Raw genomic sequence first — 14,376 nt, forward strand, 5'->3', positions numbered from 1 at the left:
TTAAATATGAATAACCACGTAACCGTTTTAGAGATTGATGGTACTGCTTTAGACCATAATCTTAATTATTTTAAACAAAAAATTAATCCAGAAACAAAAATCTTAGCAGTAGTTAAAGCTTTTGGTTACGGTAGCGATGGCGTACAAGTTGCAAAGCATTTAGAGGATAAAGTAGATTATTTTGCTGTAGCTTACACGCACGAAGGTATTGCTTTAAGAGAAGCCAATATTTCTAAACCTATTTTAGTTTTACATCCGCAGATACCAAATTTAAAAGAGGTTGTTTCTTATCGATTAGAACCAAACTTATACAATTTTAAAATATTTAATGCATTTTTAAAGTTAGCAGACGAAGCTCCTTTAATGAATTATCCTATTCATATTAAATTTAACACAGGTTTAAATAGGTTGGGTTTTTGGCACACAGATATTCCTGCTATAATTTCTGATTTAAAGAAAACAAATCATATTAAAGTACAATCTTTATTTTCTCATTTAGCAGCAAGTGAAGATCTAGAAGAACAAGAGTTTAGCATTAACCAAATAAACAACTTTGCATATATTGCCCAACAATTTTACAAGCATTTAGGCTACGAACCCTTATTACATATATTAAATACTTCTGGCGTTGTAAATTATGCAAAAGCACAATTTGATATGGTTAGAGTTGGTATTGGTTTGTACGGTTTTGGTAATGATGATAAAGAAACTGCAGCATTAAAAAACACTCACAATTTAACATCTATAATATCTCAAATACACACAATTAATCCAGGAGAAACAGTAGGTTACAATAGAGCATTTGTGGCAAAAAGACCAACTAAAACTGCAACTGTACCTATTGGGCACGCAGATGGTTTGTCTAGAAAAATTGGCAATAAAAAAGGATATGTTTTAATTAACAACCAAAAAGCACCTATTATAGGTAACGTCTGTATGGATATGATAATGGTTGATGTAACTAAAATTAATTGTAATGAAGGTGATGCAGTTATAATATTTAATAATCAACAAATGATACAACATATTGCCAACGTTTCTGAAACAATTGTTTATGAAACTTTGACTGCAATCTCTCAACGTGTTAAAAAAGTGTTAAAGAAATAATTTTTTTTAGTATTTTAGCCATTCATTAATCAATTAAATACTTAGAAAATGGGAATGCTTAAAGAATTTAAAGACTTTGCAATGAAGGGAAACCTTGTTGACATTGCAGTAGGTTTTGTTATGGGTGCAGCTTTTAAACAAGTTGTTACTTCTTTTACTGGTGGAATTGTTTCACCTTTAATTGGTCTAATTTTCAATGCCGATTTAAAAGACTTAAAATATATAGTTAAAGACGGTGTTGCAGATGAAACTGGTAAAGTTGTTGGTGAAGTTGCTGTATTATACGGAGACTTTTTAACAAACGTAATTGACTTTATTATTGTTGCCTTTGTAATGTTCTTAATTGTAAAAGGTTTAAATAACTTAAAGAAAAAAGAAGAACCAGCTCCAGCTCCGGCACCAGCAGGACCTTCTCAAGAAGAATTATTAGAGCAAATTAGAGATTTGTTAGCTAAGAAATAAGCAGTAATTCTTACATATAATATAAAAATCCTTGAGTTTAATTACTCAAGGATTTTTTTTTATTTTTCTTTTAATATTGATAAAAATAAAGCCCTATCAATTTCTTTAGCACCTAAACTTGCCAAATGATTGTTATAAACTTGGCAATCAATTAGCTTGTATTTTTTAGTTTGCACCAAGTAAATAAAAGCCAATTTAGATGCATTAGACACTTTACTAAACATACTTTCACCACAAAATACGCCGTTAACCTCTACACCATATAAACCACCTACTAATTCGTTATCTAACCAAACTTCTATCGATTTTGCAAAACCTATTTTATGCAAATTTATGTAAGCTTGTTCCATATCATTAGTAATCCAAGTACCAAGATCATCTTTTCTATCAATATTTTTACAATTATAAATTACCTCTGCAAAAGCTTTATTCTCGGTAATTGTAAATTTATTTTTATTGAGTATTTTTCTCATGGATTTGGATACTTTTAAATCTTCTGGAAAAAGCACCATTCTATCATAAGGACAATACCAAACAATTGGATCATCATCAGAAAACCAAGGGAAAATTCCGTTTTGATAAGCGAAAATTAATCTTTTTTCAGATAAATCTCCTCCCAAAGCAATTATGCCCTCTTTTGTGGTATATTTATAATCAGGAAAATCAATTTTATCTGTAAGCCAAATCATGAAAATAGAATTAAGAATTAGAAACAAACTTACATATTTCTTAAAAAACAGTTAATCTAAAATTCTATTCTTATTTATTTAGAATTTGTTACTATTTTTGCAAATTAATTAAACAATTGTCTTCTTGGAAAAAAAGAAAAAAAAGAGAAAGAAAAAAACCGCATTTATAGGTAAAAGGCTACATAACTATTATGGTAGAACAGGCTTTTATATGTTTGTTTGGGAAAGTGTAAAAAAAGCTTTCTTACCAATTGTACTTGTAGTTTTAGGGCTATTTTTATTTAATAAATACGTTTACGATATTAATAATGGTTTAGAAACAATTACAGAAACTTTTTCTAGAGTTGGTATTTTAATAACATTTTTTATTTCTGAAACTGTTTTAGGTTTAATTCCGCCAGAAATATTTATTGCTTGGACAAAGAAAACAGACGAACCTATTTTAAATTTATCAATTTTAGCTGCATTATCATATTTTGGTGGTTTGTTATCTTATTTTATTGGTAAAACCACTTTAAAAATAGAATCTGTAAAGAATTATTTAGAAGTTAAAATGGCAGCAAATCTTAAAAACACAAAAAAATGGGGTGGCTTTTTAATTTTAGTTGGTGCACTTTTACCTTTGCCTTTTTCTATTGCGTGTTTAGCTGCAGGTATGATTAAATATCCTTTTAGAAATGTTGTCTTTTTTGGATTATTCCGTTTTTTAAGGTTCGCAATTTATGCTTGGGCTATATTTAAAGTAGTTACATAAAAATAGTACCTTTGCAATATGGGATTAACAAATAACGATATTTTAAAAAAATTACGTGTTGCGCATAAATTGCGTGATACAGATATTATAGAAATCTGCGCTTTGGTAGATTTTAAAGTTTCTAAAGGAGAATTAGGTGCTTTATTTAGAAGTGAAGATCATCCGAAGTATGTAGAATGTGGAGACCAAATATTAAGAAACTTCTTAAATGGCTTGGTTATTCATCTTAGAGGCCCAATGCCAAAGAAAGAAAAACCAAAAACAACATAAAAAAAGAGTGCAATTTAATAATTGCACTCTTTATTTATATCTAATTTAAATTTCTAGATTCTAGAAAGGTAAATCGTCTGGCTCTTCGTTAGAAACGTTAGATGCTGGCTGAAACTGATCTACTGGAGGTAAGTTTTGCCCTTGTGTGTTAGACTGAGATAAGTTTTCTATTCTCCAACCTTGTATAGAGTTAAAGTATTTTGCTTCACCTTGTGGGTTAATCCATTCTCTACCTCTTAAATTGATAGATACTTTTACATCTTGCCCAACAGCGTAATTGTTTAATAAATCTACTTTATCTTGTACAAATTCAATCATAATCATTTGAGGATATTGATCATCTGTTGTAACAACTAATTCTCTTTTTCTAAAACCATTTGCACCAAAAGTTTGTACATCTCCGATTAACTTAACTTTACCAATAACTTCCATAATATATAATCTTAACTATTTAATTAAAAGCACTTTCCAAGCACTTTCTACATCATTCTTTTTTAAAAAATCTTGTGCAAATGTATGTTTTTTTGCGGTTTCTAACCCAATAAATTTAGGATGTTCTTTCGCAAAGTTATTAACACTTTCTTCGGTAGGCAATTGTTCTATGTTGCCTAACATACCCAAATTATTACCTGTTAAAACTGTACTATTTCTAATGTCTGCACTTATTGCATCAACACCAATACCTAATGTAGAAATTGGTTTCGGTATTTCGAAAAAACCATCTCTTGCTCTCGAATAATAACTTCCGCCGGCTCTTGCAACCAAGTCTATTTTATGTTGATCTATTGCACCGTTTTCATCTAAAACATCATCAGAAATATGAATTTTAACCACTTCACAAACAACCAAATTACCTGCCCCACCATTTTCTCCTGTAAAAATTACGTCGTTAACTTTACATTCAAATTGCACAGGTGATTCTGCAACTCTAAATGGTTTTACAATATCCGATTTTAGCATTGTAAAGCCCGCTTTATCAAACTCATTTACACCTTCTGGGTACTCAGTAGAACTTAAAGACATCTGCTGTACAATATCGTAATTAACCATATTAATTACTACTTCTTTAGTTTCTAAAGCATTTTCTAAAGTATGTTTTGTAGTATTATCTCTTACTCGTCTTGCAGGAGAAAAAATCATTATCGGCGGATTTGCACCAAAGACATTAAAAAAACTAAACGGAGATAAATTCGGATTTCCATCTTTATCTATTGTACTCGCAAAAGCAATTGGTCTTGGGGCAACGGCACCTAGTAAATAACCATGTAATTTTGCTGTAGAAACTTCTTTTGGGTCTATTGTAAGCATATCTTAAGTATTTAAAAATTCAAAAAAATCTTATTTATTAAAAACTTTAAAACAATTCAATTTTAATAAAAAAGAAAATTTTAGACTGTAAAGATACTATCAAAATAGGAAATGAGTTATATACTGAAAGCTTTATATTTGTTTTTATGAATTTTCTAACCAATACACTTTTATTTAAAAGAATTGCCGTTTTAATCTCTTTGATAATCGTTTCTTTAATTCTATGGAATACCTACATATTTTTTCAGAAATTTAAAAATGATGAAAGAGTAAAAATGGAAATTTTAGGAATTGCTCAAAAGCAGTTGGCAAATTCAGATCTAAACGCAGATATAACTTTACCAGATAAAATTATTGTTGCTAATACGACTATTCCCTTAATTTTGGTTGATGGAAAAGGTAACATCGAATCTTTTCAAAATTTAGACTCTTTAAAATCTTTAAACCCTAAATATTTAGAAGAGCAACTGCTAAAAATGAAAGAAGAAAATGCGCCTATAGAAATTAGTTACAATGGTAAAAACAAGCAATATATTTATTATCGAAATTCAGATCTACTAAACAAACTAACCTATTACCCAATAGCATTAATCTTAATTCTAATCTTATTTTTAAGTGTTATTTACCTGTTTTATAACTCTAATAAAGCAGCAGAAACTAACAAATTATGGACAGGTATGGCCAAGGAAACTGCGCACCAAATTGGCACACCATTATCTTCTTTATTAGGTTGGATTGCCATTTTAAAAATGGAAAATGTAGACGATAAATATGTAGAAGAAATAGAAAAAGACGTAAATCGATTGAATATAATTGCCAACAGGTTTTCTAAAATTGGCTCTATACCTGAGTTAAAATCAGATAATATTGTTACCATTACAAAAAATGCATTCGACTATTTAAAATCTAGAAGCTCTAAACAAATTAGCTTTTCGTTTACCACTTCAGATACCGAAATAAACACTAAAATTAATGCCGAATTGTATGGTTGGGTAATAGAAAACCTCATAAAAAATGCAATCGATGCGATGCAAAGAGAAGGTTCTTTAAAAATCCGAATAGAAAATACAACTAAAAAAGTTAAAATTATTGTTTCTGATACCGGTAAAGGAATGCCAAAAAAATTATTTAAACAAATCTTTAAACCCGGTTTTACGACGAAAAAGCGTGGTTGGGGTTTGGGCCTATCATTATCTAAAAGAATTGTAGAAGACTATCACAAAGGTAAAATTTATGTTCAAAAATCTGAAATAGATAAAGGAACAACCTTCGAGATTTTATTAAATAAAGCTTAAGAATTCAAAGAACTAATTCCCCTTATATTTCTTATATTTTGATGATACATAACCAAAAATAAACCCAGATAACATCAAAAAAATAAATTTTACAAATATTCTATTTAAAGTAATCTTTTCACCATCAATTAAAGGCCAAATAAAAGCCATACACAAGAACATCCAAACTCCCCAGCCTAAACCGATTTTCTGCCATTGTTTCATATCTAAAAGTTCTTAGCAATACTTGCTGCCAAAGAATTAAACTCTTCGTTAGATAATTTTACTTTTTTAGAAAACTGAATATCTGCCATTTCATTTAAAGGAATTAAATGAACATGTACATGTGGTACTTCTAAACCAATTACACTCATACCAACTCTTAAACAAGGCACTGCTTTTTCTATTGCTTTAGCCACTTCGTACGAAAAACTCATTAGTGCATTGTACTCTTCTTTAGATAAATCAAAAACCTTATCAACTTCTTTTTTTGGCACAACCAACGTATGACCTTTCGCATTTGGGTTTATATCTAAAAAGGCTATAAAATCATCATTTTCTGCAACCTTATAACTTGGTATTTCTCCTGTAATTATCTTTGTAAAAACGCTCATAATAAATCGATTTTTAGTAAAAATAAAAAACGCTTTTCAATGAAAAGCGTTTTAAATAACATTTTATATAAATTATCTCGAAATTTCTACAATTTCGAATTTCATCATACCATTTGGCACCTTAATCTCTGCAATTTCTCCAACTTTTTTACCTAATAAACCTTTACCTATTGGCGAGTTTACAGAAAGTTTTCCGTTTCTAACATCTGTTTCTGAATCTGCAACCAATCTGTATTTAAACTCCATTCCGTTAGCTGTGTTTTTAATTACAACGTTAGAATGTATTAAAACTTTAGAGGTATCTAATTGACTTTCATCTAAAATACGTGCACCAGAAATTACGTTTTTTAATTTCGCAATTTTAAATTCTAAATGAGATTGTTCTTCTTTTGCAGCATGATACTCTGCATTTTCACTTAAATCTCCTTTATCCCTTGCATCTGCAATTTCTTGCGTTACTCTTGGTCGCTCTACTTGTTCTAAATGAACTAGTTCTTCTTTTAGTTTTTTTAATCCTTCTTCAGAATAATATGAAATTTCACTCATGTTGTTATAATTTAAAAATCTCATTGCCTTTACAGGAATGAGATTGTATTACAAATGTACAAAATATTTGTAACTTGCATTCGTTATTAAGAAAACAAAGATAATTTTATGTTTAAAAAAGTGCTTTTTTTTATAAGTTTAGTGTTGTTTTTTGCCTGTGCAGAAAACAATTTACCAGCTAACTGTTTAAGACAATTCCCTGTTAGTTTAAGCACAGATTTAAACAATCCGCAACTAATAAATGTACAAACACCAGGTGGTTTTGCAAATCTTACAGGTGGCGCTAAAGGTATCTTTCTTTTTAATATAAATGGCTCAGAATTTGTTGCTTTTGATAAACTATGCCCTCAAAACGATTGCAACTCTCCTATGACGTTCGAAAAAGGAACTGTTTTAAAATGCTCTTGTGATGAAAGTGAATACAGTGTTCACTTTGGTGGTGCACCACAAACAGATGATTTTGAGTGTCCGGCAAGACAATATAAAGTTACAAAATCTGGTTCTTCAATTAGAATCAGTAATTTTTAGTGAAAATGATTTGAGTTGTGTATTTTTGCTGAAACACAACAACTTCAACAGTGAAAAATTATTATTCTTCAGATTTTAAATTGGGCGTTCTTGGTGGTGGCCAATTAGGACGAATGCTTTTAGCAGAAACCCAAAAATTAGATATTTACACTTCTATTTTAGACAGTAATACAAATGCACCTTGTGCACAAATTTGCAACAATTTTGTTATTGGAGATTTGTTAGATTTTGATGCTGTTTATAATTTTGGTAAAACCGTAGATTTACTTACTATAGAAATAGAAAATGTAAACTTAGATGCTTTAGACAAATTAGAAAGTGAAGGTCTAGAAATTTACCCAAAACCGAAAGATTTAAGAATTATCCAGAGCAAAGCAAGACAAAAAAACTTTTACTTAGATCATCAAATACCTACTGCGGAATTTTCTCATTATGCTTATCTAGAAGAATTAAAGCATTCTTTCGAAAATAATATTATAGATTTTCCTTTTGTTTGGAAAGCCGCAAGATTTGGGTACGATGGAAATGGTGTAAAAATTGTTCGAAACATTAACGATCTAGAAAGCTTACCTAATGTAGAATGTATTACAGAAAAATTAATTCCGTTTAAAAACGAATTGGCTGTAATTGTTGCTAGAAATAAAGATGGTAAAGTAACTACCTATCCTGTTGTTGAAATGGAATTTCATCCGGAAGCAAACCAAGTAGAATATGTAATTTGTCCTGCAAGAATAGAGAGTAAAGTAGCAGAAAAAGCAAGAGAAATTGCTTTAAAAGTTGTTAGCGATTTAGATTTTGTTGGTTTATTAGCAGTAGAAATGTTTCAAACGGTAGACGATAAAATATTGGTAAATGAAGTTGCACCAAGACCTCATAATTCTGGACATTATTCTATAGAAGCTAGTTATACCAATCAATTTGAGCAACATCTACGCTCTATTTTAAATCTTCCTTTAGGCAATACAGAAAGTAAAGTTGCCGGTATTATGGTAAATTTAGTTGGTGAAGAAGGTTTTGCTGGAGACGTAATTTATGAAAATATTGAAGAAATTTTAAAAATAGACGGAGTAACGCCACACCTTTATGGAAAAAAAGAAACGCGTCCGTTTAGAAAAATGGGGCATGTTACAATTGTAAATGCTGATATAGATACTGCAAGAAAAGTTGCCCAAGAAGTAAAAGAAAAAATAAGAGTAATTAGTAAGAATAATTAACAATTTAAAGTTATTTCTGATAACTGAAAACATATAAAAATATGGTAGGAATAATAATGGGAAGTGATTCTGATCTTCCAATAATGCAAGAAGCAATAGACATTTTAGAGAGTTTTGATATTCAAATAGAAGTTGATATTGTGTCTGCACATAGAACTCCAGAAAAATTATTAGATTACTCTAAAAATGCACATAAAAGAGGCATAAAAGTAATTATTGCAGGTGCTGGTGGTGCTGCACATTTACCAGGAATGGTAGCTTCTATGAGTCCGTTACCAATTATTGGCGTACCTGTAAAAAGCAGAAATTCTATAGATGGTTGGGATTCTGTTTTGTCTATTTTACAAATGCCAGGTGGCGTGCCTGTAGCAACAGTTGCTTTAGATGGCGCAAAAAATGCTGGTATTTTGGCAGCTCAAATTATTGGTGCTTCAGATACTTGTGTTTTAGATAAAATTATTGCTTATAAAGAAGGTTTAAAACTAAAAGTAGAAAAGGCTTCTGAAAATGTTAGAAAATAAAAAAATACTGATTGCTAGTTTGCAATCAGTATTTTTTTTGTGAAATTTCTATTATCAATTAATGTTGTATTTACAATATAAGTACCTGTCTTTAAGTTAGAAATATTTTTAGCATCTGTACCTAAAAACGTTTTTACTTTTCTACCTTGAATAGTATATAAAGTTACATCTTTAATATTGTCAACATCAAAATCATATTCTACAATTAACTCTTTTGCGCCGTCTACATAAACTGCAAAATCTTCTGAGTCTACTTCTTCCACTAATATAGCTTCTTTACCAGTTTTCTTTGTAGCTCTTCTTTTATCTTTAGTATAAATAATTTTAAATCTTGTGTTATTTTCACCAACAGTATCAATTGTAAAGGTGTAATCTCTTTGTCTTAGATCTACTGTTTTCTTAGCTTCTGTATCTCTTAAATAAATGTAGTAATCTTCATCTATTTTCTCATCTTGAATTCCGATAGAATATTCACCTAATTCATCAACAACAAAACCTAACTTCACCACTTTTTTATCTCTTTTTAAAACTGGCAAACCTTGTATAGATGCTTTTGCACCTCCTCTAACATGAGAATAAAAACCCATAGATTTTTGACTAATATCAAAAGGTGCGTCATAAAGCCTATCATATCTATTTGTTGCTCCCTTAAGAAAACCAACTAATAAAGTATTTGTTTTATTGCCTTTGTTAAAAGTAAACCAAGATCTTCCTTCTCTCTTTTCTGTGACCTTAGCTTTATCAGACTTATAAAACTGTGTGTTATTTGCCACAATTTGATGCGTAGTTTTAAAAGTTAACGTACTATTAGTTGAAGTTCTAACAAAGAAACCTTGCCCAGAACCAATCTTACCTGTTGTAGTATTACTTAAACCACCAGTTGCATTGTACTGTAGGTAATCAGAAACATTATTATCTCCAACTTCTGCAGTATTTTGATTCCATAAATAAATGGTTCCATCAATATCTGCATTGTCTGTATCTGCGCTTACCAAATCCCAATCTATTGCAGAAAAATAAGGATTACCAACTAGATTATCTCCAGAAGTAGACCAAACATTATCTGGATCTGTACTTGCTAAATTACTAGAATTAAAAACATTTACAACTACATCACCCTCATTTAACTTTCCTGTAAAAGTTCTTAATTGACCGCCTACACCTTCGTTCTGAATTGCATAACCAACACCTGGGTTAAAATCTGCAGTACCATGAAAGGCCCAATCTGAATTTGTACTACTAGCATCAAACCTGTAAATTAACTCTGCATCAGGAAATACAGTGGCAATATTAGAATCTGTAGCAATTACAGGAGAACTCCAATAAGAATAAAAATCGTTTCCAGAATAATTTGGTGTTGCTCTTTTAATATTAAAATCTCCAGAACCTGCAATTGTTGCATTACAAGAGTTAAAAATTAAAGCGCCGCCATCTTCGACTGTAATTGTACCATTATTAGTTAAACCATAAAAGATATTTAAAGTTCCTCCACTTTTTACAACAACCTCTGCTCCTGCTTCTATTGTTAATCTTCCTATTTTAACTTCTGATGTTATTTCTGGATTATTTGAACCATTTTGAATCACCACCGTTTGTGTCTTAGAAACCTCTGGTGATGTTGCAGCCCAATTTGTATCGTTAGAAAAATCTGAAGAAGTACCACCATTCCATGTATAACTTGTATTGCTTCCGTTTGCTGTTGTAGTTGCAGCAATAGAAGAAGCCCCATTTGCTTCATAGTTAACTTGATCGCCATCTTGATAAGCAACTAAACTTGTGCCAGCAGTAAGATATGTAGATTTATTAGTATCTATTTCTGCTGCTGTTCTTGCAACGTTCCAGATTCTTAATAAAGATATATTACCATCAAAATTATTGTCAACATTATTTTGACCAGAGAAAGCTCCGTTGTAAGTAGAACCACTTGAAAAACTTGTTGGATACCTTACAGCACCACCGTTTCTACCTATAGAAATATTACCAGAGTGAGTACTTACCTGTAAACCATCTTGTTGATCTTTTTCTACGCCATCTAAATACCATCTAAAGGTTACATCTGGCGAAGCTGTATCTTCTATTGTTAGGGCTACGTGTGTCCATTTATCAACAGTAATTTCTCCTAATTCAGATCTAAAAAATCTTCTTCTAGCTGCTGTATCAGCATTATTTCTGTACCCGCCTAAATAAATCCTTCCTGCTTCTATATAAAATAAAATCACGTTTACTTGCGCACCTTCTTCATACAGAACTTGTCTTGTAGTAATATCCGAAGGTTTAAACCAAAACTCTACAGTTCTGTTTTTTGTGTTCTGTAAATTAATAGCATCTGTATTTGGTATTGTAATATAATCGTTAGTCCCGTTAGCTTCAAAACCAGCTGAACATGGAATTTGAGCTTGTAAAGAACTGTAAACAATTATAAAAATATACAAAATATAAATTGTAATATTCTTCATAATTCTTTTTTTTAAAATGTGTTATAACACTATTGTTATGTCGTTTAGCTTTGTAAAAGCTTACAAAAACGACTAAGAAATTAATATCTTAATAAATAAGAATTTTCTTTCTAAACTCTTGCTTATCGCTAAAAGTTACTTTAACAAAATATACGCCTTTACTGTAGTTTGAAACACTTTTTAGATCTTCACTTTTAAAAACACTTATAAGTCTACCTTGTAAATTATAAACTTGAATATTTTTGATTTCTTCTTGCGTATTTTTTTTGATAATCAACTCTCTATTTGAGTTGACATATAGATTTAAAGTATCATCAATATTTTCTACTACCTCTGTACTTAAAGTTGTTTCTTCTTTACTAGCTTTCGAATACTTTATCTCGAATCTCTCATTATTTTCTCCTAAGGTTTCTATAGAGAAATTATAATCACCTTCTTCTAGATTGAATAATAAATCTAGTTCTTTATCAAATAAATAAACAGTGTAATCATCATTTATAGTTTCTTCTTGAATTCCGATTGAATACTCACCTACTTTATCTACAATAAAACCTAAGGGTACAATTTCTTCATCGTTCTGTAAAACAGGCAAACCTTGTATAGATGCTTTTATAGAATTATTTATCAACGAATAGAAACCTAAAGATTTTTGATTTGTATCAAAACCAGCGTCATAAATTCTGTCTACACCTTCTGTTGCTCCTTCTAAGAAACCTATTAATAAAGTATTGGTTTCATTTCCTCTTGTAAATTTAATCCAAGATCTATCTTTTTTCTCTTCGAGAGTTTTTTTCTGATTAGACTTATAAAATTGCGTATTGCTAGACGCAATTTGATGTGTTGTTTTAAATTTTATCGAACTATTTGATAAAGCTCTTACAAAAAAACCTTGGCCAGTACCAATATTTCCTGTAGCAGTATTTGTAACACCACCTGTTAAATTATATTGCAGATAATCTGAAACATTGTTTTCACCTACTTCTGCAGTTGCTTGGTTCCATAAATATATGGTTCCTAGAATTTCTGTATTATCTGGATCTGTAATTACTAAATCCCAATCTATTGCTGCTGGGTATGGATTACCAACTAAATTATCTCCATTTGCAGACCAAGTATCTCCATCATTATCAGAACCTGATAAATTTGATGTATTGTAAACATTTACCGAAATATCTCCTGAATTAACAACACCTGTAAAAGTTCTTAACTGACCACCTATACCTTCATTTTGAACAGCATACCCCATTCCTTTCTCGAAATTTGAAGTACCATGAAATACCCAATCTGAATTTGATGAACTAGCTTCGAATGCATATATAAGTTCTGCATCAGGAAAAACTGTTGCAATATTTGAATCTGCACTAACAACTGGCGAACTCCAATAAGAATAGAAATCGTTACCATTATATGTAGGTGTATTTCTTTCAACAATATAATCTCCTGTACCGCCTAAAACTTTCTTTTCTCTTAACACTAAACTGCCACTTTCTTTAACATCAATAGTACCATTGTTAACAATATCATAACTAACCTCTAAAGTACCACCACTTAGAACAGTAATACTTGCACTTGCATTAACTTGCAGGTCTCCGGCTACAATATGAGTTCCAGAAGTTATTATTGGATAATTTGTTGAAGCTTGAATTTCTACAGCCTCTTTTGTTAATATGTCTGGCACAGCACCACCTACCCAATTAGAACCCGCATTCCAATCTGTAGATGCAGCAGTTGCACTCCAAATAATTGTTGCTACAGGAGAAACTGTTGCTTCATTAGTACTTACATTATCATTTGCTAAATATGTAAATGTATCTCCATCTAAAATTGCCACTAAATCATCTGTACCAACTGTAGTAATTATATCTGATTTGTAATCGTCTATTTCTTGTGGAGTTCTCACTCGATTCCAAAGTCTAAATCCCCATAAATATCCTTCAAAATAATTAGTCCCTGAATTACTAGTTACAGTTGATGAACTATAGAAATAATCAGAATCTAATTGATTTGTCCACCCTGGCGCTGTTATACTTGGAAATCTTATACTAGTATCTTTATACCCTAATCTAACAGTATTGTGTGGTCCAAATTGATATCCAGAATTTTCACCGATTAAAATACCATTTAAATAAAATTTTAAGGCTGTATTCTGATTAGCACCCATTGGGTTTGTTGTATTATTTGCAGCTTGGGCATCATCTAAAACAAGAGCCACATGATACCATGTATCGGCAGTAATTGCCTTTCTAAAATAGGTTCCTTCCCATCTTGGTGTGTAGTCTGCTCTATTATATCCTCCTACAACCAAATACCCACCTTCTATATAAATAATAACAGCTCTAGTACCAGCACCCTCTTTCATAATAAATTGTCTGGTAGTAACTTCTGCTGCTTTAAACCAAGTCTCGTAAGTTCTATTGTTTGTAGTTGTACTATTAATATTTGAAATATTTGTATTTGAAGCACCACCTACATTTATAAAATCATTTACACCATCAAAATAAAAACCATCATTATCTGTTTGAGAAAAACTGCAAACCGTTAGGGTTAAGAAGATTATATTTAATAAAAAATTTTTCATAGTAGTTTTGGGAGATTTTAGAACCTAATCAAAAATAAATACATTTTATAATAAA

At 30.6% G+C, this 14,376-nt stretch carries 16 protein-coding genes; 8 read left to right on the forward strand and 8 right to left on the reverse strand.

Annotated features, from left to right (window positions below; translation table 11 throughout):
* The first annotated feature begins 6 nt into the window (after positions 1 to 6).
* Both alr and mscL read left to right on the forward strand, forming a co-directional pair.
* On the forward strand, positions 7 to 1,107 hold the full coding sequence (gene alr / locus WG950_RS06850) for an alanine racemase (protein WP_340935109.1): 1,101 nt from the start codon (positions 7 to 9) through the stop codon (positions 1,105 to 1,107).
* A gap of 54 nt (positions 1,108 to 1,161) precedes the next feature.
* Positions 1,162 to 1,569: a large conductance mechanosensitive channel protein MscL gene (gene mscL, locus WG950_RS06855; RefSeq protein WP_340935242.1), complete on the forward strand. Its 408-nt coding sequence runs from the start codon at positions 1,162 to 1,164 to the stop codon at positions 1,567 to 1,569.
* Between the two features lie 59 nt (positions 1,570 to 1,628).
* Here the strand turns inward: mscL and aat are convergent, their stop codons facing one another.
* The gene (gene aat, locus WG950_RS06860; protein WP_340935110.1) at positions 1,629 to 2,258 is read right to left on the reverse strand and encodes a leucyl/phenylalanyl-tRNA--protein transferase; all 630 of its coding nucleotides are present in this window, start codon (positions 2,256 to 2,258) and stop codon (positions 1,629 to 1,631) included.
* A 124-nt stretch (positions 2,259 to 2,382) separates the two neighbouring features.
* Between aat and WG950_RS06865 the strand changes: the two genes are divergently transcribed.
* On the forward strand, positions 2,383 to 3,012 hold the full coding sequence (locus tag WG950_RS06865) for a YqaA family protein (protein WP_340935112.1): 630 nt from the start codon (positions 2,383 to 2,385) through the stop codon (positions 3,010 to 3,012).
* Between the two features lie 18 nt (positions 3,013 to 3,030).
* Positions 3,031 to 3,282 (forward strand): DUF1456 family protein, encoded by a 252-nt coding sequence (locus WG950_RS06870; RefSeq protein ID WP_077811117.1) that lies wholly within the window; start codon positions 3,031 to 3,033, stop codon positions 3,280 to 3,282.
* 60 nt (positions 3,283 to 3,342) lie between these two features.
* Here WG950_RS06870 and WG950_RS06875 read toward each other — a convergent pair whose 3' ends face one another.
* Together WG950_RS06875 and WG950_RS06880 are read right to left on the reverse strand one after the other, a co-directional pair.
* Complete coding sequence (locus tag WG950_RS06875) at positions 3,343 to 3,714, reverse strand: DUF3127 domain-containing protein (protein ID WP_077811116.1); 372 nt, start codon at positions 3,712 to 3,714, stop codon at positions 3,343 to 3,345.
* A 15-nt stretch (positions 3,715 to 3,729) separates the two neighbouring features.
* On the reverse strand, positions 3,730 to 4,590 hold the full coding sequence (locus tag WG950_RS06880) for a flavin reductase family protein (protein ID WP_340935116.1): 861 nt from the start codon (positions 4,588 to 4,590) through the stop codon (positions 3,730 to 3,732).
* 146 nt (positions 4,591 to 4,736) lie between these two features.
* Here WG950_RS06880 and WG950_RS06885 point away from each other — a divergent pair, with 146 nt between their 5' ends.
* Complete coding sequence (locus tag WG950_RS06885; protein WP_340935118.1) at positions 4,737 to 5,885, forward strand: sensor histidine kinase; 1,149 nt, start codon at positions 4,737 to 4,739, stop codon at positions 5,883 to 5,885.
* Positions 5,886 to 5,897: 12 nt separating this feature from the next.
* Here the strand turns inward: WG950_RS06885 and WG950_RS06890 are convergent, their stop codons facing one another.
* From WG950_RS06890 to greA, 3 genes are all read right to left on the reverse strand, one after another.
* Entirely contained in the window at positions 5,898 to 6,089 is a 192-nt protein-coding gene (locus tag WG950_RS06890; protein ID WP_079738141.1) for a hypothetical protein, read from the reverse strand.
* 2 nt (positions 6,090 to 6,091) lie between these two features.
* Complete coding sequence (locus WG950_RS06895; RefSeq protein WP_079739004.1) at positions 6,092 to 6,478, reverse strand: HIT family protein; 387 nt, start codon at positions 6,476 to 6,478, stop codon at positions 6,092 to 6,094.
* Positions 6,479 to 6,550: 72 nt separating this feature from the next.
* The gene (gene greA / locus WG950_RS06900; protein WP_154066957.1) at positions 6,551 to 7,024 is read right to left on the reverse strand and encodes a transcription elongation factor GreA; all 474 of its coding nucleotides are present in this window, start codon (positions 7,022 to 7,024) and stop codon (positions 6,551 to 6,553) included.
* Positions 7,025 to 7,132: 108 nt separating this feature from the next.
* Here greA and WG950_RS06905 point away from each other — a divergent pair, with 108 nt between their 5' ends.
* The 3 genes from WG950_RS06905 to purE are packed head-to-tail and all read left to right on the forward strand — an operon-like array spanning position 7,133 to position 9,287.
* Entirely contained in the window at positions 7,133 to 7,552 is a 420-nt protein-coding gene (locus WG950_RS06905; protein WP_079738139.1) for a phosphoribosylaminoimidazole carboxylase, read from the forward strand.
* Positions 7,553 to 7,602: 50 nt separating this feature from the next.
* Positions 7,603 to 8,766, forward strand: a complete 1,164-nt coding sequence (locus WG950_RS06910; RefSeq protein ID WP_340935121.1) for a 5-(carboxyamino)imidazole ribonucleotide synthase — start codon at positions 7,603 to 7,605, stop codon at positions 8,764 to 8,766.
* A gap of 41 nt (positions 8,767 to 8,807) precedes the next feature.
* Positions 8,808 to 9,287: a 5-(carboxyamino)imidazole ribonucleotide mutase gene (purE, locus tag WG950_RS06915; RefSeq protein ID WP_340935124.1), complete on the forward strand. Its 480-nt coding sequence runs from the start codon at positions 8,808 to 8,810 to the stop codon at positions 9,285 to 9,287.
* Positions 9,288 to 9,301: 14 nt separating this feature from the next.
* Here the strand turns inward: purE and WG950_RS06920 are convergent, their stop codons facing one another.
* On the reverse strand, positions 9,302 to 11,743 hold the full coding sequence (locus tag WG950_RS06920; protein WP_340935126.1) for a LamG-like jellyroll fold domain-containing protein: 2,442 nt from the start codon (positions 11,741 to 11,743) through the stop codon (positions 9,302 to 9,304).
* An 88-nt stretch (positions 11,744 to 11,831) separates the two neighbouring features.
* Positions 11,832 to 14,321, reverse strand: coding sequence for a T9SS type A sorting domain-containing protein (locus WG950_RS06925; RefSeq protein WP_340935128.1), 2,490 nt, complete (start codon positions 14,319 to 14,321; stop codon positions 11,832 to 11,834).
* Positions 14,322 to 14,376 lie beyond the last annotated feature (55 nt).

The organism is Polaribacter marinaquae (assembly GCF_038019025.1).
GTDB lineage: Bacteria > Bacteroidota > Bacteroidia > Flavobacteriales > Flavobacteriaceae > Polaribacter > Polaribacter marinaquae.